Raw genomic sequence first — 22,644 nt, forward strand, 5'->3', positions numbered from 1 at the left:
GCCGTCCCGCCGGACGCTCACTCCCGGCGGGACGCACTCGCTTAGAAGCTCGCCCGGGCGGTGATGCGGATGTCGCGGCCGGATAGCGGCGCGAAGTCCTTGAGGAAGGACGCGTGGCGGCGGGCGACCACATCGAAGATGTTGTTGGCCGACAACGCGAAGCTCAGCGGCCGTTCGCTCCCCCAGGGACGGACGTTCACTTCCGCATTGACGAGCGTGAAGCCTTCGGTCCGCGTTTCGAACGCCGAAATGCGCTTCTGGTCGTCGGTCCATTCCACCTCGCCGCGCACATCGACCTTGGGGCTCGTGACGCTGAGGCCGCCGAGCAGGCGAAGCGGCGGGATGCGCGGCGCCGGCCCTGAGCCGACGATCCGCGCGTGCACATAGTCACCCAGCGCGTCGGCAATGAGGTTCATGTCGCCGAACCTCGCGAGCGTCACCGACCCCTGAGCCTCGAACCCGTAATAGCGCGCCTTGGCCTGGGAGAACTGATAGACGGGCAGGCCGTCCTCCTCCTCGCCGGTCAGCCCTTCATAGATGAAGTTGGAGAACCAGTTGTGATAGGCCGAGGCTTCGAAGCTGTACCCCTCGCCCTTGCCGCGCAGCACCGCCTCGACGCCGACGGCGCGTTCGGTCTTGAAGTCGGGATTGCCGACCTCGAATGCCTGCGTGCCCGCATGCGGGCCATTGGCGAACAGCTCTTCGGCCGAGGGCGCACGCACCGATCGCGAGACGTTGACGCCCAGGCGCCAGCTGTCGCTGAGGCCATAGGATGCGCCACCCGACAGCGAGAGCGTGTCGAAGGTCCGCTTGCCGGAGAAAAATTGCGGCTGGTCCTCGAACGGCCTGGCCTCCACTTCGCTATGCTCGTAGCGGGCGCCCGCCTCCAGCTTGAGCGCGCCATAGTCGAGCGTCTGGAGGGTGAAGACGCCGAACTGCTGCGTGCTGTTCTTCGGGAGGAAGGCCTCCTCGCCGATGACGTTGAAGTCGCGCGAGAAATACTGGACACCGCTGGCGCCTTTCCAGGGCCCGTGATCGGCCTGCACCAGCTCGATACGGCCTTCCATGCCCTTGCTGTAGAAGGCGGTGCCAACCTCGCCGCTCTCCTCCAGCTCGAAATGGCGATAGTCGGCATAGCCCGCGCGGACGCGGATGCTCTTGAGGACCGTGCCGCCGGTCTCGACCTCGCCGCGCAGGTCGACGCGATCCTGCGCCAGGTCGAGCCGGGGCGCCTCCTGCTCCTGTCCGGGCAGCGTCGCATAGCGGACCGGCACGCCATAGAGGCTGTCATAATGGCTGTAGGAAATGCCAAGATTGCCGGTCTCGGTGATCAGCGCCCCGCCTACGCCGGCGGTCCAGGTCTTGGACTGGCTGTTGGGCAGCTTGCCCCTGATCGCCGCATTGGCCGCGAAATCGATCGGCTCTTCTTCCTCGCCCTCTTCTTCGGTGGCGACGACTTCTTCTTCCGGAGGTAACAGGCTCGAAGCGAGCGCCTGAGCCCGCGCCTGCGGCGAAAGCGCATAGCCGCCGATCCGCAAATTGTTGAACTTCAAATAGCTGCCGTCGGCATGCACCACGAACTTGTCACCCAGCGGCACGTCGACCGATGCGCTGCCGCTGCGCTCGTCAGCGGCGCTGCCATAAGTGGCGATCGCGTCGACATGGACGGGCTCGTCGGGAACCACGCGAGGGATGCGCTTGTCGATCACGTTGACCACGCCGCCTATCGCCGAGGCCCCGTAAAGCAGCGACTGAGGGCCGCGCAGCACCTCGATGCGCTCGGCGAGCAGCGGGTTCACGACCGGCGCGTGATCGACGCTGGTGTTCGACACGTCGATCGATCCGATGCCGTCGACCAGCACCCGCACACGCTCGCCCTGCAGGCCGCGGAGCACCGGTCGCGACGCGCTCGGGCCGAAGGAGGTCGCGGACACTCCGGGGGTATGTTGCAGCGTCTCGCCGATCGAGGGGCGCAGGGCCTGGGTCAGCGCGCTCCCCTGGAGCACCGATGCGCCGGACAGGATGTCGGTGCGCTCGCGCTCGAACGGAGCCGTCACGATGATGTCGGCGGACCGCTGCTCATGATGGTTACCCGTCCCTTGCGAAGCGGGCGCCCGCTGGGCCAGCGCGGGCTGAGCGGACGTGAGCACGGCGACCGCCGAGCAGGTCGAGAGGAGAAAGCTGATGCGCATGAAACCACCCTTTTGCCAATCCGAGCCGTTCGGATCCTCTCTCATGGCGCCTGTGGCGCTCACCCCTGCGGCAGTCGCTCTACGCTCATTTATCGGACGTTACAATATAACATACTGTCAGTTGTTTCGAAATGTTGCCATTCAAGGCGGTGAGCCGAGGTGTGGGGCGGAGAGAGGGCGTGAGTGTCGCCTGCGGACACGACAGAGGGTTCATCGCACACGAGGCGCTTGAACCAACAGCTACAATTATTGATCGGTTCTAGTGCTGTGCGACCTCGGCGGGCGCGGGATCGACCTTGAATCTGGATGCGAAGGCGGCTTTCGCGCGCTCCAGCTCGGCAGCCTTCTCGCGCTCGTACCGCGCAAGCGCTTCCTCCTGGGCGGCGAGCTGCTGGTTATAGGTCATGCCGGTGTAGTCTATAGCTGCTAAAATATCTGCCTCGCCGAAGCCAAAGCCGTGCATGTCGCAGGCGGCGGCCGGCGCGGCGATCAGCAGCGAGGCACCGGACGCAGCGGCGAGAAGGGCTGGAATAAACAGGCGCATGGTCAAGTCCTTTCGAGGCTGCGATCAGATCTCGCGGCTTTCGCGCATCGTGTAGAAGATCCCGCTCTCGTCCTCTCCGCTGAGGACCAGCTGTCCTTCGAAGGACTGCACGCCCGATCGGACCGCGATGGGCGAGTTTGTCCTGATCTCGATGAACTGGTTGGGTGCCGGGTTCAGGTGGAAAGGGCAGTCGGGTGGATAAGCGAGCAGCACGAAATGCGTCTGCTTGGGGCTGTTCTGGAGTGGCATGACATAACCGCTGACTTTGATCCGCTTGCCCTTGAGCGCTTTGACCTTCGGCGAGAAAGCGGGCTTCGAATAGATCGTGCCGGCCTGGCGCCGCTGGATTTCCTTGGTCGATTCAAGCACCGTCCAGGATATGCCGCCCGGCGGCGCCGCGGCCGGCTTCCAGATCGATTCGGACGGCTTCAAGTTGTCGGGACGCTGCGCGATCGCCCCCGGCGCGATCAGGGTCGCGGCCACCATGGCATGGCAAAAGGACAGAGCCGCAGCTCGCAACGGACGTCTCCAGTCAGATATGAGATAACGTGATATTCCGGCATGACGAAGTCAAGCTGCGTTACCGCCATTCGCCGCGATCGGGCTTCCGCACTCCCAAGCGTTGATTACGCAGCGGCGGGCTGCGCGTTCGGCCATGGTCCGGAGATCGCCAGCGTCCGGGCGGGGCTGTAGAGGTTCACGAACAGGGTCGATCCATCGGGCGAGAAGCAGGCGCCGGCCAGCTCGGTCTGAAGCCGGCAGCGCCCAAGCGCATAGGGTCGGCCGTCCGGCGCGACACCTCGAAGGTGATTGTCGACCACGTCCGTATATTGATCCTCGCAGACGACGAGATGCCCGTAGGGCGCTACCGTCAGATTGTCGCCGAAGTTGAACGCGTTCGGATCTGCGGATTCAAGGAAATTCTCCAACATGCCCGGATTATTCACCTCGACTGCCTGCCCTTCGAAACGACTTGGTCGATACCGAAAGACCTGTCCGAGCTTGGCCGCGCCGCCGGATGTGCAGGTGAAGAAGAATTCCCCTGCGCCGAAGTGGATGCCCTCGCCACGCGCGAACAGCGTCGCCCCCGCCGCATGGCCGCGCTGGCGCAGATCATCGTCGGGACTGTCGACGCCATTGAGGTCGATCCAGCGAACCGGTACCGCCCTGCGCGCCGCAAACGCCGCCTCCGTCCAGTTGCGCATATCGTTGAGACCCGGCGCTGCCAGCGCCTGCAAGCGACCACCCTTCGCCAACTTGCCTTTGACGTTCGGCAGGAAGCGGTAGAGCAGGCCATTGTCGCGGTCCTCGGTAAGATAAACAATCCCCGTGCGCGGATCGACCGCCGCCGCCTCATGATTGAAGCGGCCCATCGCGCGCAGCGGCACGGGATCGACCAGTCCGTGCGCGCCGACCGGCACCTCGAACACCCAGCCATGATCCTGGGTGAGCGCCGCGCCTGCCCTTGACACATCCTCCTCGCAGGTCAGCCAGCTGCCCCAGGGCGTCGTTCCGCCCGCGCAATTGCGGATCGTGCCGGCGAGACTTGCATATTGGCGGACCACCGCCTGCCGCCGCAGGTCATAGATGATGGTCGACGTACCGCCCGGCAGGGGATGACCGTCCCTGTCCCGGTCATAGGAATGGGTAACCTGCCGGCCGCGGAATGGCCCTTTGCTGCGGTGTCCAGGTGACAGTTCATGGTTGCGGACGAGTGCGACCAATCCCGGCGCCACGGCAAAGCACCCCATGCCATCGGCGCGGTCGCCGACGACATGGCCATCGTCCATCACGTCGTCCAGTTTTGAGATCACCCGATAGGAAAAGCCCTCCGGCAGGTCCAGAAGGCCGGCCGGATCGGGCACTAGCGCGCCTGGCCACGCAGCTGCAACTGGCGTCCCAGTCCGGCGGTGTACGCAGGCGGAAAGGCCGGCAAAGGCAAGCGCCGCGAGCCCTCTGCTAAAGTCGCGCCGATCCATCATGGCTCAGCCGGGCCGCGCATTGACGAGACGATAGAAGATGCCGCTTTCATCATAGCCAGTCAGCTCCAGTGTGCCAGTAACCACATGCACCTTGCTCTCGTCGGTCGGAAAAGGGACCGCGGCTTTGATCTCCATGAACTGGTTCGGCAAGGCGTGCATGTGGAACGGACAGCCCGGGGGGTAGCCGAGCAGCACCCAATGTTTCTGCTGGCGACCGTTTTCCAGCGGCATCATCCAACCGGCGACCTTGACCTGTTTGCCGTTGAGCGCCTTCACCGCCGCCGGGAAGGTCGGCTTCGTGAAGATCGTCATCGTCGCTTCGTCCTTGCGATCGTTGAGCTTGGTCTGCTGCAACAGGGACCAGGGCGTGCCGCCCGGCGGGGTCTTCGCCGGTTGCCAGACATCCTTCGCCGGCGCCTGCTTGCCCAGCTGCATCGCGGCGCTGGCGGGAATGGCCGTAGCGACCAGGATTGTGGCCAAGAGCGGCAGGCGCATGGACGGTCGGCTCCTAGCTCGATCGGGCAAGTGTGTCCGCCAGATTGAGGCGGAACACGCGAATGGCGGGGATCAGCGCCGCGACGAGGCCGATGCCGAGCACCGCGACCACGATGGCCCATTCGCCCGGCAGCATCGTGAGCGGATCGAAGCCGAAGTCCCTGAGCTGCTCGAAATTGGCGCGAGCGAGCCCTAGAACACCGTGACCTAGGACGAGGCCAGCGATGGCTCCGATTGCAGCGATGAGCAGTCCTTCAACGATGATAGTGCCGAACACCTGCACCCGGCTCGCGCCCATGATCCGTAGCAAGGCCAGATCGCCCTCACGCGCCGATGCCGCTGCCAACAGCGCGACAAAGATGGAGAGTCCTCCGGTCGCTGCCAGCAACCAGGCGAACAGCCGCGCGCCGTCGATGCCGACACCCAGCAGCGAGAGCAAGCGCGCCGTCTCTACCGCCGGCACCGCCGCCTGCATGTTGGTCTGGCGGTTGATCATGGACGGGATGCGTACGGCGCCGAAGGCGGACTTGTAGGACACGAGCAGCGCCGTGATCTCCGGCTTCAACTCCTCGCGCTCGGTCAGGCTGACGGCTTCATGCTCGTGCTCGTCATGATGCGCTTCGGCTTCATGGTGGTCCGCATCCTGATCGCCATGCGCTTCCGCGCCATGATGATCATGGTCGATGCCATGCGCCTCCCAGACGCTCTCGACCGGGGTAAGGATCAACCGGTCCACGACCGATCCGGTGGGCGCCAGAACGCCGACCGTGGTGAAGGGCGAATGCTCATGCTCTCCAGCCGACTCGTCCGCGACCAGCCCGTGCGATCCGACGAAGCGCTGGCCGAGACCCATGCCCAGCTCTTCGGCCACGCGCGCGCCGATCACCACCTCTCGCGCCCTAGCGAACAGGCGGCCTCTAACCGGTTGCGCATTTTTGAGCGTCAGATAGGCAGGCTCCGTGCCGACGATACGATAGCCGCGGAAATTGTCGCCCATGGCAAGCGGGATCGCCTGCCGCACCGAAGGATCGCGGCGAAGCAGAGCGATGCTCTCCAGCGGGATATTCCCCGTAGGCGTATCCATCTGGTAGATGCTGGAGAGGATCAGCTGGAGCGGCGACCCCTTGGCGCCGACCACCAGGTCGATCCCTTGCGCATCCCGTTCGAACCGCTCGCCAAGCTGAGTCGAGACCGACAGCAGCATGACCAGCGTGGCCACCGAGAGCGCCAGCAGCAGGACGTTGAGCGCCGTCATCAGCGGACGGTCGCGCAGATAGGCGAGGGCAAGGCGGATCATTGCATGGTCGCCACTGTCGGCACGAGGCTGACGGCGCGCGGGATGAGCGGCTTGAGCCGCTGGTCATGCGTGGCGATGAGCAGGGTCGATCCGTTGCGGTCCGCCGTCTCGATCAGCAACGCGCCGACACGGTGGGCATTTTCGTCATCCAGCGCCGATGTCGGCTCGTCCGCGATCAGCAGCCGGGGCTTGCCGACCAGCGCGCGTGCGATCGCCGCCCGCTGCGCCTCGCCCTGGCTCAGTTGACGCGGCTTGGCCGATGCGCGGTGGCCGATCCCGACCTGACCCAGCAGCGCGTCGATGCTGTCATCGGTAGCGGAATGCCCGCTCAAACGGCCGGCAAGGCGCAGATTTTCGCGGACAGTCAGCGCGGAAACTAGCCTCAGTGACTGGAAGATGAGCCCAATCTTGTCCCGCCTCAGTCGATCGCGAGCGGCCGCGCTCCGTCCGGTCATCGGCTCGCCATCGATGGTGATGCTACCCTGAACGGGTTCTAACAATCCGGAAATCGCGTGGATTAACGTGGTCTTGCCCGATCCAGAAGGGCCCAGGAGCAAATGGTGCTGGCCCTCGCTCAGCTCAAAAGCCATTTTCGAGAGAACAGGTCGTCCATCATAGCTATGTCCCAGCCCTCTTATGGCAAGGATAGGATCTGCAGACATTATTTCGAACTCCGAGCCGCTGCCATGTAAAGCAGCAGAGACGATGTATCATAACACGAATAGGGAGCAAGGTCGGCATTTCTAGAATATGGAGGGCTCCGCATGGACAGCGACTGTGTGCGCAGCAGCGGCACCGGAAGCTCGATCTGCAGCTTCTGACGTAAGCGGTCGCTCAAGGCTTGGCCTGTGCACGGCGTATGTTGGTCGCGACCTGTTGGTTACCGGAAGGTCCAGACATGGGGTTGCAAAAATGGTGCCTGAATGGCGACAAAGGGTCGGTGCACGAACCCGCTGCGCGGGAGTGGTGCCCATGGTAAGCTATCTATGACAACGAGAACGTCCGCTTGGATCCACATATTTATGGGAGGAACTGTGCGTCAGCACATATGCGATCTCGCGCATCAGGCACTCGACCGCCATGTCCCGTGTTATTTGCGTCCAGGGGACGCCCTGGGTCGGATAGCCCAGCCGGTCCTCCAGCCGGGGATCGGCCGGCCGCACCACCGTGACGGAGGGCAGGGGGGAGGCATAGGCATCGATCAGCGTGCAGCCATGCTCGCGCGCCTTGCGATAATATTGCGCGCCCGCCGCTGCATCGTCCGTGCCGTTGATCGCGACGTCGACGGTCGGCAATATGCGGTCCAGCGCGTCGGTCCATTCCGCGCCGAGCAGATCGATCCGCGCTTCGGGATTGATCCGCAGAGCCAGGTCGCGCGCGGCCTGCGCCTTGGGCTGGCCGATGCTGTCGGCCGTGCAGAACAGCTGGCGGTTGAGGTTGGAGGTTTCGAATATATCGATGTCCGCGATGGTGAACCGCCCGACGCCGGCGCGCAGCAGGGCCATGAAGGCCGCGCCGCCCATGCCGCCCACGCCGGGAATGAACACATGGGCGTCGCGCAACCGCGCCTGTTCGGTTTCGCTGACGAAGCCGCGGTTGCGGGTCGTCATCTCGGCATAGCTGAATGGGGTCATCGGGTGGGCCTCAGGCGGTTGAGGGGTTTGCCGGCGTCGAGCCATTGCAGCAGCGGCACGACCAGCGCGCCGGTCGCGACGACCATCGCCTGGAGCAGCAGTTGCGGCAGCGCGGCGCGCGGCACGGATCGTTTGAGGAAACGATGCCCCGCGCCAAGGTCGATCATCCCGATCTGCAACAGGTCGTCGCCCCGGTCATAATCCAGCGCGCGCCGGCAGAAATCATTGTAGCGCGGGTCGCGATGCGCCGCCGCCATGTCGAACCGCTTCTTCAGATTGTCGGACCCGCCGGTATAGGCGTCGGTGATGACCTGACGGTCGAGGTCGAAGCCGGCCTCCGCGCCTACGCCGAATGCGGCGCGATGGTGGCGCATGATCTGGTGCGCCAGATGCCGGTGCGCGAAGCTCTGGCGCGTTCCCGCCTGCGCCGGAAAGACATTGCCGAACGTCTCGGCCACCATGCCGACGACAGCGGGCACCTGCGTCACGCTGCTGATCCATAGCGGACGCATCCGCCGCCGCAGGAACAGCGCGAAACAGGTGAGGCCATAGAGGATCCAGGACAGTCCGCCGCTGCGTTCGGCCGGATCGACCATCACCAGGCCCAGATGCAGCACCTCCTCCTGCCGCCCGGCGCGGCTGACCGCCAGCAGGGGCATGGCGTTGAACGCCACCGGCCTGCCGTCGTCGCGTCGCCGGACCAGCGTGATGACTGACCGGGACCATGCATGCGTCGCGGGATCGAACAATCCATAATCGAGGTCGCGGCCGGACAGGCAGGCGCGCACGACCGTGCGGCAGTCGGCGATCAGCGCCGCCAGTTGATCGGCCGGCATCCATTCGCCCGGCCTCTCGTAGATATGCACATGATGGGCGGCGCTCGCATGGAAGCGCACCTTCATATGCCCATCTTTCATCGCACGCAGCAGGACGATCATGTCTCCCCCTCATGGGCTCCGTATCGCAGAAGAATTAACAGTCTAGAACCCGTCGCTGCGCGGGACCGCCATGCGCTGCCGTCCGCCCCCCCATGCTTCATCCTCTGTGTTTCAATCGCAACAAATGTTAATGATGCAGGTCTGGGCGTCGCTGTAGAGCTGCCGCGATGGAGCATGAGATGCGGCCGCCCTATCACCGCCTGGTAGAATTCGTCCCGCTGACCGCGTCGGATGTCGAAATGATGCGGCAGTGCATGTCGCAACCCTACCCGGTAGCGAAAGGGCAAACGATCCGTTCGGAGGGGCGTGAGGTCGACGGGGTCTATTTCCTGCTCGACGGCTGGGTGGCGTCGTCGGTCATGCTGAAGAACGGCCAGCGGCAGATCGTCAAGGTTCACCTGTGCGGCGACATGCTGGGTTTTCCCAGCCTCGCCATGGCGCGGGCCGTCGAGACGCTGGAGGCGGTCAGTAACGCGACCGTCGCGCATATCCCGGCCGGGCGCCTCGGCGCGGTGTTCGCTCAGGCCCCGCGCGTGGCGGCCGCAATGCTACTCAGTTCGCAGAAGGAGCGGGTCGCGCTGATGCACGCCCTGTCATGGCTGGGCGCGACCGAAGCCTATGAGCGGTTCGTCGCCTTCCTTATCGACATCCACAACCGGCTCGATGCGGCAGGCCTTGTGACGAACGGCCGCTTCGACTTTCCGGTGCGACAGCATCAGATCGCCGAGGTCATCGGCGTCAGCGTGGTGCACATGAACCGCATCATGAAGCGGCTCGATCGAAGCGGGCTTATCGAGCGCGGGCGCAACATGTTTCGCATCACGGACATGGCAGGGCTGAAGGAACTGGCGGCGAACCGCATCCCGGTCGGCGCCGGGCATCAGGCGTGGGAGCGGCTCAATCCCGCTATGGGCTAAAGGGGCGCCTCACACCGCCCAGCAGCCGCAGCCCAGCGCGCCCCAGAAGCTCTGCACATCGGCGGCGGGCGCGGTTGCGCCCAGCGCGGCGGCATGATCGTGGCCATGGACCGAACAGGCCGCATGGCATCCGCAGGCCGCCGCCAGCTTCTGCGCCGTTTCGGGCTGACGATAATAGCCGCCAAAGGTCGCGACCGGCGACCAGTCGGGCATCGCCTTCGGCGCGGCGGGGGCGAGCGGCGCATAATCGCCCTCGCCATAGACGATCTTCCCGCCCAGCACGGTCAGCACCGATCGCAGATGGGCGATCTGATCCTCCGGCACGCCGAAATAGTCGTCCGACAGCAGCGCCAGGTCGGCCAGCTGCCCGGCCTTGATCTGCCCCTTCTTGCCGACTTCGCTGGAGAACCATGTGTTCTTCTCCGTCCACAGCCGCAGCGCCGTTTCGCGGTCCAGCCGGTTGCGAACCGGATAGAGCGCCAGCCCGCCCACCGTTTTCGACGTCACCAGCCAGCTTAAGGACACCCAGGGATTGTAGCTCGCGACACGGGTCGCATCGGTGCCAGCGCCGACCGGCAGGCCGGCCGCCATCATCCGCTTGATCGGCGGCGTCGCCTCGGCCGCCTTCGCGCCATAACGCTCGACGAAATATTCCCCCTGGAACGCCATGCGATGCTGCACCGCGATGCCGCCGCCCAGCGCGGCGATCCGGTCGATATTCCGCTCGCTGATCGTTTCGGCATGGTCGAAGAACCAGTTGAGCCCTTGCAGCGGAATGTCCCGGTTGACCGTCTCGAACACGTCAAGCGCCCGCCCGATCGTCTGGTCGTAAGTCGCGTGCAGCCGCCAGGGCCAGCGCCGCTCGGCGAGCAGGCGGACGACCGGCTCCAGATCGCTCTCCATATTGGGCGGCATGTCGGGCCGGGCGACGCGGAAATCCTCGAAATCGGCGGCCGAATAGACCAGCATCTCGCCCGCGCCATTGTGGCGATAGGTGTCGTCGCCGTCGCCCGGCTTGATCTGCGTCGACCAGGTGGCGAAATCCTTCAGCTCTTCCTTGGGCTTCTGGGTGAAAAGATTATAGGCGATCCGCAGCGTCAGCGCGCCATCCTTGTGCAGTCTGTCGATGACCGCATAATCGTCGGGATAATTTTGGTAGCCGCCGCCCGCGTCGATCACGCTGGTGACGCCGAGCGCATTCAGTTCGCGCATGAAGTGCCTGGTGGAATTGAGCTGATACTCCTGCGGCAGCTTCGGCCCCTTGGCGAGCGTCGCATAGAGGATCGTTGCATTGGGCTGGGCCAGCAGCAGGCCGGTCGGATTGCCCGCCGCGTCGCGGACGATCTCGCCGCCCGGCGGGTTGGGCGTGTCCTTGGTATAGCCCACCGCCCGCAGCGCTGCGGCATTCAGCAGCGCGCGATCATAGAGGTGGAGGATGAAGACGGGCGTGTCCGGCGCTGCGGCGTTGATCTCGTCCAGCGTCGGCAGCCGCTTTTCGGCGAACTGATGCTCGGTAAAGCCGCCCACCACGCGCACCCATTGCGGCGGCGGCGTGATCTGCGCCTGACGCTTCAGCATCGCCATCGCGTCGGCCAGGGTCGGCACGCCGTCCCAGCGCAGTTCCATATTATAGTTCAGCCCGCCGCGGATGACATGGATGTGGCTGTCGATCAGACCGGGGATCAGCCGCCGTCCCCTGGCGTCGATCACGCGCGCGCCCGGCCCGGCGGCGGCGCGCACCTCCTGCTCGCTGCCTACGGCGAGAAACCTGCCGCCGCGCATCGCCACCGCCTGCGCCACCGGATTTTCCCGATCCAGCGTCGTCACCTTCGCATTGACGATGACGAGATCGGGGTCGGGCATGGCGAAGCTCTCCGTGGCGGTCAGCAGGGGGAGGGACGCGGCGCTGGCAAGCGCCTGGCGGCGGGTGAGGGCGGACATGGCGGCTGACCTTTCCGAAGGGGCTGGACGGGAGCGGCGCGCGCTCCTGTCCGCTTGCTCAGTGCGCGCCTTCGGAGGCGTTGAACATGGTCTTGGCATAGGTGATGCCCAGGCCATAGGCGCCGCCCCATTTGCGGGCGATGCCGGTCGTCAGATCATAGGTCTCTGCGCGCGCCCAGTCGCGTTGCAGCTCCAGCAGATATTGCAGCGCCGTGATCGGCTTCGCGCCCGCCTGCACCATCCGCGCGACCGCGCGCTCATGCGCTTCCTCGCTGATGTCGCCGCTCGCGTCGGTGATGACATAGACGTCGAAGCCCTGCTCCAGCGCCGAAAGGACCGGCCCCACAATGCAGACGCTGGTCCACAGGCCCGCGAACACCAGCCGCTCCTGGCCGATGCGGTTGACCTCCTCGATGACGGCGGCGTCCTCCCATGTGTTCATGCTGGTGCGGTCGAGCATCGGCTGGTCGGGAAAGGCGTCGGTGATTTCGCTGAACATCGGCCCGGAAAATGTCTTTTCGGCGACCGTCGTCAGGATTGTCGGCACCTTAAAGCCGGCGGCGGCGTTCGCGACCAGCGCGGCATTGTTGCGCAGCAGTTCGGGCGCGATCGACTTGGTGGCGAAGGCCATTTGCGACTGGAAATCGATCAGCACCAGCGCATGGTTGGCGGGCGACAGCAGCGCCTTGGCGGGCGTGGGGGTAGCGGTGATCGTCATGGCGGTAACTCCTCTCAAAAACCGTGGTGGGTGCCGGGGCGTCCGGGCTGAGGCGAGAAGTAGGGCAACCACTTACAGCCGAAAATCCTGATTAAATCATCCCAATTGTTCAGGAAAATAGAAAAGGCGGCCTTCTACAGCGTCGCCTCTATCTCGCGCGCGGCAAGGTCGGGATCGTCGGCCAGGCTGATCGGCCGCCCGACCACCAGGATCGACGCGCCCCGGTCCAGCGCCTCGCGCGGGGTGACGGCGCGCTTCTGGTCGCCCATCGCGCCGCCCGCCGGTCGCACGCCCGGCACCACGAAGAAGCCGTCGCTCCAGGCCTTCTTCGCCATTGCCACTTCCTCGCCGGAACAGACGATGCCGTCCAGCCCCGCGCTCTGCGCCAGATCGGCGAGGCGGCGGACCTGATCCTCCGCTTTCCCGCCGACGCCGATATCGAGCAGGTCGGCGTCGTCCAGGCTGGTCAGCACCGTGACCGCCACGACCTTCGTATTGACCCCCGCCGCCGCCTTGGCATCCTCCAGCATGGCGCGCCCGCCGGCGGCATGGACCGTCAGGATCGCCGGCTCCAGCAGGTGCAGCGCCTGGATCGCCTTGGCGACGGTGTTCGGAATGTCGTGCAGCTTCAGGTCGAGGAAGATCGGCAGGCCGACCTTCATCATTTCATGCACGCCATGATGGCCGTTGGCGCAGAAAAATTCGAGGCCGAGCTTGAGGCCGCCGACATGCCGTCGCACCTGTTCCGCCAGGCGCTGCGCCTTGGCGAGGTCGGGCGTGTCGATGGCGACGTAGAGCGGGCTGGTCATGGCAATCCTGTCGGAGCGGTCGGGGTTGGCGTGGGCGTAACGGGGGCGGGTTCGATGACGGGCAGCGCCGGCGCATCGGCAAGCGCGGGCGAAGGCGGCGGCGCGGCAGCAGCGGTCGCGGCGGCCAGCGCCCGCTCCGCGCTGGTCAGCCGTCGGCGCATCCGCCAGCGTGTCGCCCGCGCCATGATCCAGAAGGGCAGGGCGCCCAGCAGGAACGCGCCGATCAGCAGCACCGGCAGCTTGGTTTCCATGACCAGATCGCCCCAGAGGGTGACCTCCACATCCTTGTAGTTCGCCATGCAGAAGAAGGCGAGCGCGACGGCGACGACGACCCAGAAGGCGGTCCGCAAAAATTGCATAGGCTGGTCCCTCGCTGCTGCTTGCCGCGCGAGCTTAGGCGATTGCAGCCGATTTCGGAAGCGCCGGTTCGATTTTGCCGATGGAGAGGGTCATGGCGAGCGTCGCGGTCCCTCCCGGCGGCAGCATATCCATGCCGCCACGGTTGATCGCGTCGGGGCTGTGGCTGACCGGCTCCAGGCAGAAAAAGGCTTCGCCGGGCGGACGATAGAGATGCAGCCAGGGGGCACCCGCCGCGCGCATCGTGATCGCGATGCCGTCGCCGCGCAGGATGGTCGCGACCCCGCTCCAGCCGCCATAGGCATTGTCGATCAGGCTGTCACCCGCGATCCCGCAGGGCTGCGACCAGTCTCCCAGCGCGTCGGCCGCGACCTCCCGCTCGGGCAGCATGTCGGCGGTGGAAAGCAGCAGGCTCTGCGCATCGAACTGGAGCCGGGTGTCGGCATCCGCGACGAAATAGGGGTGGAAGCCAAGCCCCGCCGGCATGGCGCTCTCACCCTTGTTGGTCAGGGATAGCGAAAGCGACAGCTCGGACGGGCTGAGCGCCACATGCTGCTCGGCCCGGTCAGGCCAAGGCCAGCCAGCGTCACCATTATGGTCCTGGATCAGCCGGGTCTCCGCTCCGGTCGTTTCGCTCACCGCCCACGGCGCCTGCCAGCCAAAGCCATGGATGCTGTGCGGATGATCGCCGAAATTCAGCGGCAACTGATAGCGCTGCCCCTCCACCGCATAGCGCCCATGCGCGATACGATTGGCATAGGGCACTAGCGGAAAGCTCGCCATCGCGAGCGGATCGGTCGCCCCCGCCGGCGTCGGCCGCAGCAGGTCCGCCCCATCCAGCGAAAGGCGCAGCAGCGCACCTCCGATGGCGGGCGAGAGCGCTGCCTCCAGCCCTCCCGCCCGCAGCATGATCGTCCCCTCGCTCAGCCGACCATATCCTCAAGCTCGCGCCCCTTCGTTTCGTTCACCATGGCGCGCACGAAGAAGTAGGATATGAGCGCGAAGATTGCATAGCCGACATAGGCGGTGGCGAGACCCGGCGAGACGACCAGCGACGGGAAGCTGACCGAGACGATCGCGTTGGCGATCCACTGGGCAAAGCCGGCGACCGCCAGCCCCGACCCGCGTATCTGGTTCGGGAACATCTCGCCCAGCATCACCCACATGATCGGTCCCCAGCTCAAGTTGAAGAAGATCACGTAGAGGTTCGCCGCGACCAGCGCGATGATGCCGTTATTCCCCGGCAGCGACACCGCGCCGTCCGCGCCGGTGACGGCGGTGGAGAAGGCGTAGGCGACCGTCGCCAGCGTCACCGCCATGCCGGCCGACCCGATCAGCAGCAGCGGCTTGCGACCGATCTTGTCGACCAGCGCGATCGTGGCGAGGCACGCGCCGATCGACAGCACGCCCGACAGGATATTGGTCTGGAGCGCATAATCCTCGGAAAAGCCGACCGCTTCCCACAAAGTCGCGCCATAATAGAAGACGACGTTGATGCCGACGAACTGCTGGAACACGGCAAGGCCGATGCCGGTCCACACGATCGGGCGGATCTTGCCACTCGTCTTGTCGATGAGGTCGGACAGTTTGGGGCGATGATGGTCGGCGGCCAGGCTCGCGCGGATCTCCGCCACCTTGCGCGTCGCTTCGGCCTCGCCGAACAGCCGGGTCAGCACCGCATGGGCGCGCTCTTCCTGCCCGCGCGCCACCAGATAGCGGGGGCTTTCCGGGATCACCAACAGCGCGAGGAAGTAGATGGCGGCGGGAATCGCCTGGAGCCAGAACATCCAGCGCCACGCCGGATAGTCGAGCCACAGCGGCGCGGTCGATCCGCCCGCATAGCGCGCCAGCACGAAATTGGCGACGAACGCGCCGGTCAGGCCGGAGATAATCATGACCTGCTGCACCGACGACAGCCGTCCGCGCACATTGGCGGGGGTGACTTCGGAAATATAGACGGGCGAGATCACGCTCGCCGCGCCCACGCCCAGGCCGCCGATGATGCGGGCGATGATGAAGATCGCGGACGAATCGGCCGCGCCGGCGAGCAGCGCGCTCACCAGGAAGAGGATGGCGGAGAGCATCATGACGCCGCGCCGGCCGATGATGTCGGCCATTCGCCCCGCGCCGAACGCGCCGATCGACGACCCGATCAGGATCGCGCCGACATTGATGCCGATGCCCAGTTCGCCAAGATCGAAGGCGCTTTCCAGCCCCTTCTGAGTGCCGTTGATGACCCCCGAATCATAGCCGAACATGAATCCGCCGATCGTCGCCACCGCGACGATGGCCGCAATGAAGGCCATGTTGACCTTGCCCGCGCTCCCCTCGCTCATTCGCCCGTCCTTCCAGTCTTTTGTCGTTTATATCGTCGCCACGATCCCCGGCAGCCCGGCAACCCCGGCATCGAAGGCGAACAGATCGCCTGCCAAAGGCTGTTCTGTCAACGCTGTCATGTCCAATCCCTTGCGCGCGGTCGTCGCATAGGCGGTGGTCAGGCCTTCGCCGCCGAAGGCGATCTTGGTGATGTTGGCGACCGGAAAGCGGATTTCCCGCATCAGCGTGCCCGCCGGATCATAGCGCCGCACCGCCCAGCCGCCGAACAGCCCGGTCCACACGCAGCCTTCGGCATCGACAGTCGGGCCGTCGGGCCAGCCCGCGCCGTCCTCGATCGTGGCGAAGATGGTCGGGCGGTCGATCACTTTCCCCTCGTGCAGCGCGCATTGCCAGATGCGCTTGCCCAGCGTGTCGGTGTGATAGAGGATGCGCCCATCGGGCGAAAGGGCAGGGCCGTTGGTGATGGAGAAGGGCGGCAATCCTGCGTCGGCGCACACGCCCTTGTGGAAGCGGTAGAAGCGGCCGCTTGTCTGCTCCTCGCTATCGTCCATCGTCCCGAACCAGATCGCGCCATCGGGCGCGACGGTCGCGTCATTCTGGCGATTGCCGGGCAGATGCGCCTCGGGCGCGTGGAGAAGCGTGAAGCTGCCGTCCGCCGGATCGAAACGATTCACGCCCGATTGCAGCCCGGCGGCGAACAGCCCGTCGTCGGTCGGCAAGATCCAGCCGACCTGCCCCGGTGCGGCCCAGCTCCGCCCCGCGTTCAACGCAGGATCATAGCGGTGGACGCGATGCGCCTTGATATCGACGAACCAGAGCGCCGCGTCGCGCGCGACCCAGACCGGCCCTTCGCCCAGCGTCGCGCCGACGCCGAGCACACTCACCGGCTGCCCGCCCGCCATTTCAGCGCCACCCGGCGTCGATGAAATAGTCATGGCCGGTGCAATAGCGCGCATCGTCCGACGCCAGGAACATCGCCAGCGCGGCGACATCGACCGGCAGGATGCGTCCGTCGAGACACTGGGCGGCGACGATCTCCGCCTCGCCCTCGGGCGTGTACCATTTCTCTTGGCGCGGCGTTTTCACATTGCCGGGGATGATGGTGTTGACGCGGATATTCTCGCGGCCAAGGTCGCGGGCGAGGCTGCGGGTCAGCCCTTCGATCGCCGCCTTGGCGGTCTGGTAGAGCACCAGGTCGGGCAGAGCGAGGTGCCAGCTGATCGACCCGAAATTCAGGATCACGCCGCCGCCCGCGCGTTTCATCGCCGGCGCCGCCGCCTGCGCGACGAAGAAGAGGTGGCGCAGGTTCACCGCCATCCGCTCGTCCCAATAAGCGGGCGTGACCTCCTCGATGCTGTGGCGATCGTCATTGGCTGCATTGTTGATGACGATGTCGATCCCGCCCAGCTGCTGCTCGACGGACCCTATCATAGCCTGCACCGCGTCGATGTCACGCAGGTCGATGGCATGGAAAATAGGCGCGACCGGCGCGTCGGCGAGCCGCGCGACCAGCGCCTCGCTTTCCGCCACGGCGATGTCGCAGAAGGCGACCCGTGCGCCCTGCCGGGCAAATGCTTCGACCAGACCCTCTCCGATACCGCTACCGCCGCCGGAAATGAAAACCCGCTTGTCCTTCAAGCTGGGATAGATGGCGCGGTTCATGCGTGTTCTTTCTCTTTCACATTCAGCAGGCCGCGCACGGCCAGATTGGTCATCAGGGCGGCAACGCCGAAGGTCCAGGGCGCCGCATCCTTCGACGTCACGACCTTGTTCACCAGCTTGCCGAGGCGCTGGGTTGAGATGGTGACAATATCGCCGACCTTGTGGGTGAAGCCGCGACCCGGCTCGTCCCGATCCTGCACCGGCGCGAACAATGTGCCCAGGAACAGCGCGAACCCGTCGGGATATTGGTGCTGCGACAGCGTCTGGCGCACCAGATCGAGCGGATCGCGGCTGATCTGGTTCATGCTGCTGACGCCGTCCAGTCGATAGCCTTCCGGTCCGTCGATGGTCAGCGCGACTTCGGCGTTGCGCACATCGTCGATGGTGAAGCCGTCGTCGAACAGGCGGATCAGCGGACCGAGCGAGCAGGAGGCGTTATTATCCTTCGCCTTGCCCAGCAGCAGCGCCGAGCGGCCCTCGAAATCGCGGAGGTTGACGTCGTTGCCCAGCGTCGCGCCGACCGTATTGCCAGCGCTGTCGACCACCAGCACGATTTCCGGCTCCGGGTTGTTCCAGGTGGAATCGGACCGGATGCCGATCTCCGCGCCAACGCCCACGGTGGAGAGGATCGGCGATTTGGTGAACACCTCCGCGTCGGGGCCGATCGCGACTTCCAGATATTGCGACCACAGCCCGTCCTCGATCAGCGCGGCCTTGAGCGCAGCGGCTTCAGGCGTGCCCGGCACCACGCTGCGGATCGATCCACCGACCCGTTCCTCCAGCCGACCGCGAATCTCCACCGCCCGCGAAGCGTCCCCGCGCGCGCCTTCCTCGATCACGCGCTCCAGCGCCGACACGGCGAAGGTGACGCCGCACGCCTTGACGCATTGCAGGTCGACCGGGCTCAGCAGCGGCAGGGCGAGTTCATCGAGCGGGCCAAGCGCCTCGCCACCCTCCGGCGACAACGGCAGCAGGTCGGCCAGTTGCGCGACCGTGGGCGCGACTCGGCTCATGTCATAGGCGACGCCCTGCGCGACCAATATGGGGCTGGGGCCGGCGGCGGTCTGCACGCGGCCAAGGAAAAGGCCCTCCCGCCAATCGGACGGAAGGCAATCGGACAAGGCGGCGTCCCCCGGCATCATCAACTCCTATTGGATGCTTGTCTTTGATAGCGCTACCAACATCTATATGGCAGCGAAGTCAAGAGGCGCTTTGCCGAAAACCGAACCGCTGATCCAGATTGAGTGCGAACGCTTCTGCGTCTTTCCGTCGGCCCGGCTTTGCGCCATAAGGGCGTGACTATGAGCAAAGCCAAAGACATGCCGCCGTCTCCGGCCGCAACTGCCGAGCCTGACATGCCCGCTCCCGACGCCACCGCCAATCCGCCCGGCGACACGCCTCTTGCCGATGCCGCCCGCAAGTCGGCCGGAAAGGGCGTGTGGATGGGCACGGCCGTCGGCATCGGCTCCGCCGCGATCGTCGCGGCCCTCCTCTATTACCGTCGCAAGAGCTGAGGCTGCGGCGCGAAAAAAAGGGCGGCATGGCCTTCGCTCCATGCCGCCCTCCGGTGCGACCCGGCAGGCTCTTATAGGCCCGGATGATCCGGGTCGTGTCAGCTCGGCGTCAGCCCGCGCCGCCGCTCAGATAGCTGATAAGCTCGGGCTTGCTGACGGAGACGCTTTTGTCCTTGTCGGCGGTGGTGAATGCGCCATTGGCCCAGGCGGTCACCTGCTCGGGCGCCAGGGTCGCGCCGGTCGCCTTCATTTCCTGATCCTTGAGCGCCACCATCCAGCGGGAAAATTCCGACTGATCCAGCGCCCCGTCCTTGTTCGCGTCATAGGCCGGAAACTCGCTGTCCACGATCGCCGCCACGCTGGCGGCCGGGTTGGCGGGTGTCGCTGCCTGCGGCTGGGCGGCGGCGGGCTGTGCCGGAGCGGCCGGTTGCGGCGCGGCGGGGCTGGCGCTCTGATCGGGGGCGGTCTGCGCCATCGCCGGTGCTGTCACGGCCAAAGCCGTGCTGAGCAATATAGTGCAGAACATCACAAACTCCTTTTGCCATATGATCGGCCTGGATGAGGTTGGTTCCAGTCCAGCATTTTAACTGAAGCAATAATGAATGAACCTGGGTCAATGTTCCTGAACATCCGTTCATCTCGCCATATTCGTCTTGAATATTGGTTCGCCTCGTCGCGAATATTTGCCGCGCATCTCGCCTTGACTCGAAAGGCGCCCGCGATTTGCCCCGCTGCGCCGACGCTGCTAGGCGGCGCGCATCTTTTCCCCTCCAGCCTTCAGGATTCGCCATGGTCCCCCGCTACGCCCGCCCCGCAATGACCGCCCTCTGGGAACCGGAAGCGCGCTTCAAAATCTGGTTCGAGATCGAAGCGCACGCGACCGAGAAGCTGGGCGAGCTGGGCGTCGTGCCTCCGTCGGCGGCACAGGCGCTGTGGGACTGGTGGGCGACCAACCCCGCGATCGACGTGCCCGCGATCGACGCGATCGAGGCGGTGACCAAGCATGACGTCATCGCCTTCCTGACCTGGGTGGCCGAACAGGTGGGCGACGAAGCCCGCTTCATGCACCAGGGCATGACCTCGTCCGACGTGCTCGATACGTGCCTTGCCGTCCAGCTCACCCGCGCCGCCGACATCCTCATCGAGGATCTCGACAGGCTGCTCGACGTCATCAAGCGCCGCGCCTTCGAGCATAAGCTGACCCCGACCATCGGCCGCAGCCACGGCATCCATGCCGAACCCGTGACCTTCGGACTCAAGATGGCCGAAGCCTATGCCGAATTCAGCCGGTGCAAGGCGCGCCTGATCGCCGCCCGCGCCGAAGTCGCCACCTGCGCCATTTCCGGCGCGGTCGGCACCTTCGCCAATATCGACCCCCGCGTCGAGGAGCATGTCGCGGCAAAGCTCGGCCTCGCCGTCGAACCCGTCTCCACGCAGGTCATTCCGCGCGACCGCCACGCCATGTTCTTCGCGACGCTCGGCGTCATCGCCAGCTCGATCGAGCGGCTCGCGGTCGAGGTCCGCCACCTCCAGCGCACCGAAGTGCTGGAGGCGGAGGAATATTTCTCGCCCGGGCAGAAGGGCAGCAGCGCCATGCCGCACAAGCGCAACCCGGTGCTGACCGAAAATCTGACCGGCCTCGCGCGCATGGTCCGCGCCTATGCGCTCCCCGCGATGGAGAATGTGGCCCTCTGGCATGAGCGCGACATCAGCCACAGCTCGGTCGAGCGCTATATCGGCCCCGACGCCACCATCACCCTCGACTTCGCGCTGGCCCGCCTGACCGGCGTTATCGACAAGCTGCTCGTCTATCCCGAACGGATGATGAAGAATCTCGACAAGATGGGCGGCCTCGTCCACTCGCAGCGCGTGCTGCTGGCGCTGACCCAGGCGGGCGTGAGCCGCGAGGACAGCTACCGCTACGTTCAGCGCAACGCGATGAAGGTCTGGGAATCGGACGGCGTGTTGTCGCTGCTGGAACTGCTGAAGGCCGACCCGGATGTCACCGCCGCGCTCCCCGCGCAGGAGATCGAGGAAAAGTTCAACCTCGATTATCACTTCAAGCAGGTGGACACGATCTTCCGCCGGGTGTTCGGCGAAGCGTGATCTGATAAAGCCTGCGCCGGGGAGCCTATATCTTCGTCCATTGGTGAGCAGAGCCCAGGCTTACCGCACCCCCATCCTCGGCCGCATCCGGGGCGCGGCGTCGGATTGCCGCCGGATCAGTTCATAGTCGAGCACCAGATGCTCGGCCTCGCCGTCGCGCCCGTGCCGCGCGCGCAGTTCGCGCACCAGCACCTCCACCGCCGCGCGCGCCATGGCGCTGATCGGCTGGCGGATCGTGGTCAGTTCCGGCCAGATCGTGGTCGCGAGCGACGTATCGTCGAACCCGCAGACGGTAAGGTCGCCCGGCACGTCCAGCCCGGTGCGATGCGCAATGGCGACGGTCGCGGCCGCCATATCGTCGTTGCTGGCGAAGATCGCGGTCGGCGGGTCGAGCAGCGAGAGGATATGTTCGGCTGCGTCCAGCCCCGACCGATAGGTGAAATAGCCCTGCGCGATCAGCTCATCCTGCACTGGCAGGCCGGCCTGCTGCAACGCCTCGACATAGCCCTCGAACCGCTTGGTGCTGGCGCTCTGGTTCGGGTTGCCCTTGATGAAGCCGATCCGGTCATGGCCGAGCGCGATCAGGTGCCGCGTCATCTCATAGGCGGCATGGCGGTCGTCGATCGTCACGGCGGCGAGGTCTGGCAGCGGCAGCCCTGTCGCCACCGCCACCGCCGGCATGCCGGCCTTCTCCAGCGCCTTCACCAGATCGGACATGTCGCACAGCGGCGGCGGCAGGATGACGCCATCCACCCGGCCGCGCTGGAGATGGTCGACCACCGCCTTGATCGACATCGCCTCGTCCCATTTCTCGACGACCAGATGCACGCCGCTGCGGCTCGCCTGATCGAGGCTCCCGACCAGAAACTCGCTGAGATAGGAAGAGGAAGGGTTGGAGTAGAGAAGGCCGATCCGCGTCTCGTCCCCGCCCGCCAGCGTGCGCGCGGCGGCGCTCGGCGCATAGTTGAGCGCCGCGATCGCCGCCTCCACCTTCTCCCGCGTCGCGGCGCGCACTACCTGTTCTGAATTGATGACCCGCGACACCGTCATCGGCGACACCCCCGCATGGCGCGCCACGTCGTTGATGGTCGGCGCGTTGCGCTGGCGGCGCGAGGTTCTTGTGTCGCTCAACGGGGTCGGGCTTTCGTGCGTATGATGTCGTTTCCGAAATGGTAGCGTCATCCGCCGCGCAACATAAGTG

General features: G+C 65.6%; 23 protein-coding genes. 3 read left to right on the plus strand and 20 right to left on the minus strand.

Annotation, left to right across the window (positions count from 1 at the left end):
* Positions 1-41: 41 nt before the first annotated feature.
* The 9 genes from V2B31_RS08060 to V2B31_RS08100 form a co-directional block, all read right to left on the minus strand.
* Positions 42-2,192 carry a TonB-dependent receptor gene (locus V2B31_RS08060; RefSeq protein ID WP_328277231.1) on the minus strand — a complete coding sequence of 717 codons (2,151 nt, stop codon included), beginning with the start codon at positions 2,190-2,192 and terminating at the stop codon, positions 42-44.
* Positions 2,193-2,451: 259 nt separating this feature from the next.
* The gene (locus V2B31_RS08065; RefSeq protein ID WP_328277232.1) at positions 2,452-2,736 is read right to left on the minus strand and encodes a hypothetical protein; all 285 of its coding nucleotides are present in this window, start codon (positions 2,734-2,736) and stop codon (positions 2,452-2,454) included.
* Between the two features lie 24 nt (positions 2,737-2,760).
* Positions 2,761-3,222, minus strand: a complete 462-nt coding sequence (locus V2B31_RS08070; RefSeq protein WP_328277234.1) for a DUF3299 domain-containing protein — start codon at positions 3,220-3,222, stop codon at positions 2,761-2,763.
* 140 nt (positions 3,223-3,362) lie between these two features.
* Complete coding sequence (locus V2B31_RS08075) at positions 3,363-4,601, minus strand: alkaline phosphatase PhoX (protein ID WP_328277236.1); 1,239 nt, start codon at positions 4,599-4,601, stop codon at positions 3,363-3,365.
* 120 nt (positions 4,602-4,721) lie between these two features.
* Complete coding sequence (locus V2B31_RS08080) at positions 4,722-5,213, minus strand: DUF3299 domain-containing protein (RefSeq protein WP_328277238.1); 492 nt, start codon at positions 5,211-5,213, stop codon at positions 4,722-4,724.
* Positions 5,214-5,226: 13 nt separating this feature from the next.
* The gene (locus V2B31_RS08085; protein WP_328277240.1) at positions 5,227-6,510 is read right to left on the minus strand and encodes an ABC transporter permease; all 1,284 of its coding nucleotides are present in this window, start codon (positions 6,508-6,510) and stop codon (positions 5,227-5,229) included.
* Positions 6,507-7,172, minus strand: coding sequence for an ABC transporter ATP-binding protein (locus V2B31_RS08090; RefSeq protein ID WP_328277242.1), 666 nt, complete (start codon positions 7,170-7,172; stop codon positions 6,507-6,509). Before V2B31_RS08090 ends, V2B31_RS08085 begins: the two co-directional genes overlap by 4 nt.
* A gap of 318 nt (positions 7,173-7,490) precedes the next feature.
* Positions 7,491-8,144, minus strand: coding sequence for a HesA/MoeB/ThiF family protein (locus V2B31_RS08095; RefSeq protein ID WP_328277244.1), 654 nt, complete (start codon positions 8,142-8,144; stop codon positions 7,491-7,493).
* Positions 8,141-9,082, minus strand: a complete 942-nt coding sequence (locus tag V2B31_RS08100) for a hypothetical protein (RefSeq protein ID WP_328277246.1) — start codon at positions 9,080-9,082, stop codon at positions 8,141-8,143. The genes V2B31_RS08095 and V2B31_RS08100 overlap by 4 nt, the downstream gene beginning before the upstream one ends.
* Before the next feature lie 179 nt (positions 9,083-9,261).
* On the opposite strand from V2B31_RS08100, the gene V2B31_RS08105 reads away from it, so the two are divergent.
* Positions 9,262-9,999 carry a Crp/Fnr family transcriptional regulator gene (locus tag V2B31_RS08105; protein ID WP_328277248.1) on the plus strand — a complete coding sequence of 246 codons (738 nt, stop codon included), beginning with the start codon at positions 9,262-9,264 and terminating at the stop codon, positions 9,997-9,999.
* 9 nt (positions 10,000-10,008) lie between these two features.
* Here V2B31_RS08105 and V2B31_RS08110 read toward each other — a convergent pair whose 3' ends face one another.
* The 9 genes from V2B31_RS08110 to V2B31_RS08150 all read right to left on the minus strand — a co-directional run bounded on the left by V2B31_RS08110 (position 10,009) and on the right by V2B31_RS08150 (position 18,962).
* Positions 10,009-11,940, minus strand: a complete 1,932-nt coding sequence (locus V2B31_RS08110) for an amidohydrolase (RefSeq protein WP_328277250.1) — start codon at positions 11,938-11,940, stop codon at positions 10,009-10,011.
* A 58-nt stretch (positions 11,941-11,998) separates the two neighbouring features.
* Positions 11,999-12,658 (minus strand): hydrolase, encoded by a 660-nt coding sequence (locus V2B31_RS08115; RefSeq protein WP_328277252.1) that lies wholly within the window; start codon positions 12,656-12,658, stop codon positions 11,999-12,001.
* A gap of 134 nt (positions 12,659-12,792) precedes the next feature.
* Positions 12,793-13,467 carry an orotidine-5'-phosphate decarboxylase gene (pyrF, locus tag V2B31_RS08120; protein ID WP_328277253.1) on the minus strand — a complete coding sequence of 225 codons (675 nt, stop codon included), beginning with the start codon at positions 13,465-13,467 and terminating at the stop codon, positions 12,793-12,795.
* Positions 13,464-13,826, minus strand: a complete 363-nt coding sequence (locus V2B31_RS08125; protein WP_328277255.1) for a lipopolysaccharide assembly protein LapA domain-containing protein — start codon at positions 13,824-13,826, stop codon at positions 13,464-13,466. The genes pyrF and V2B31_RS08125 overlap by 4 nt, the downstream gene beginning before the upstream one ends.
* 34 nt (positions 13,827-13,860) lie before the next feature.
* A complete protein-coding gene (locus V2B31_RS08130) occupies positions 13,861-14,733 on the minus strand; it encodes an aldose 1-epimerase (RefSeq protein WP_328277258.1) in 873 nt (290 codons plus the stop codon).
* A gap of 14 nt (positions 14,734-14,747) precedes the next feature.
* Positions 14,748-16,160, minus strand: coding sequence for a sugar porter family MFS transporter (locus V2B31_RS08135; RefSeq protein WP_328277260.1), 1,413 nt, complete (start codon positions 16,158-16,160; stop codon positions 14,748-14,750).
* Positions 16,161-16,187: 27 nt separating this feature from the next.
* Positions 16,188-17,096, minus strand: a complete 909-nt coding sequence (locus V2B31_RS08140) for an SMP-30/gluconolactonase/LRE family protein (protein ID WP_422247315.1) — start codon at positions 17,094-17,096, stop codon at positions 16,188-16,190.
* Positions 17,065-17,823 (minus strand): SDR family NAD(P)-dependent oxidoreductase, encoded by a 759-nt coding sequence (locus tag V2B31_RS08145; protein WP_328277262.1) that lies wholly within the window; start codon positions 17,821-17,823, stop codon positions 17,065-17,067. Before V2B31_RS08145 ends, V2B31_RS08140 begins: the two co-directional genes overlap by 32 nt.
* Positions 17,820-18,962 carry a fumarylacetoacetate hydrolase family protein gene (locus tag V2B31_RS08150; RefSeq protein ID WP_328277353.1) on the minus strand — a complete coding sequence of 381 codons (1,143 nt, stop codon included), beginning with the start codon at positions 18,960-18,962 and terminating at the stop codon, positions 17,820-17,822. Before V2B31_RS08150 ends, V2B31_RS08145 begins: the two co-directional genes overlap by 4 nt.
* A 162-nt stretch (positions 18,963-19,124) precedes the next feature.
* On the opposite strand from V2B31_RS08150, the gene V2B31_RS08155 reads away from it, so the two are divergent.
* Positions 19,125-19,337, plus strand: coding sequence for a hypothetical protein (locus V2B31_RS08155; protein ID WP_328277357.1), 213 nt, complete (start codon positions 19,125-19,127; stop codon positions 19,335-19,337).
* 109 nt (positions 19,338-19,446) lie between these two features.
* Here the strand turns inward: V2B31_RS08155 and V2B31_RS08160 are convergent, their stop codons facing one another.
* Positions 19,447-19,863, minus strand: a complete 417-nt coding sequence (locus V2B31_RS08160; protein WP_328277264.1) for an EF-hand domain-containing protein — start codon at positions 19,861-19,863, stop codon at positions 19,447-19,449.
* A gap of 263 nt (positions 19,864-20,126) precedes the next feature.
* On the opposite strand from V2B31_RS08160, the gene purB reads away from it, so the two are divergent.
* Positions 20,127-21,443, plus strand: a complete 1,317-nt coding sequence (purB, locus tag V2B31_RS08165; RefSeq protein WP_328277267.1) for an adenylosuccinate lyase — start codon at positions 20,127-20,129, stop codon at positions 21,441-21,443.
* Positions 21,444-21,503: 60 nt separating this feature from the next.
* Here purB and V2B31_RS08170 read toward each other — a convergent pair whose 3' ends face one another.
* Entirely contained in the window at positions 21,504-22,574 is a 1,071-nt protein-coding gene (locus tag V2B31_RS08170; protein WP_328277271.1) for a LacI family DNA-binding transcriptional regulator, read from the minus strand.
* Between the last annotated feature and the right edge of the window lie 70 nt (positions 22,575-22,644).

This window comes from Sphingobium sp. (assembly GCF_036170395.1).
In the GTDB taxonomy this organism is placed as follows: Bacteria; Pseudomonadota; Alphaproteobacteria; order Sphingomonadales; family Sphingomonadaceae; genus Sphingobium.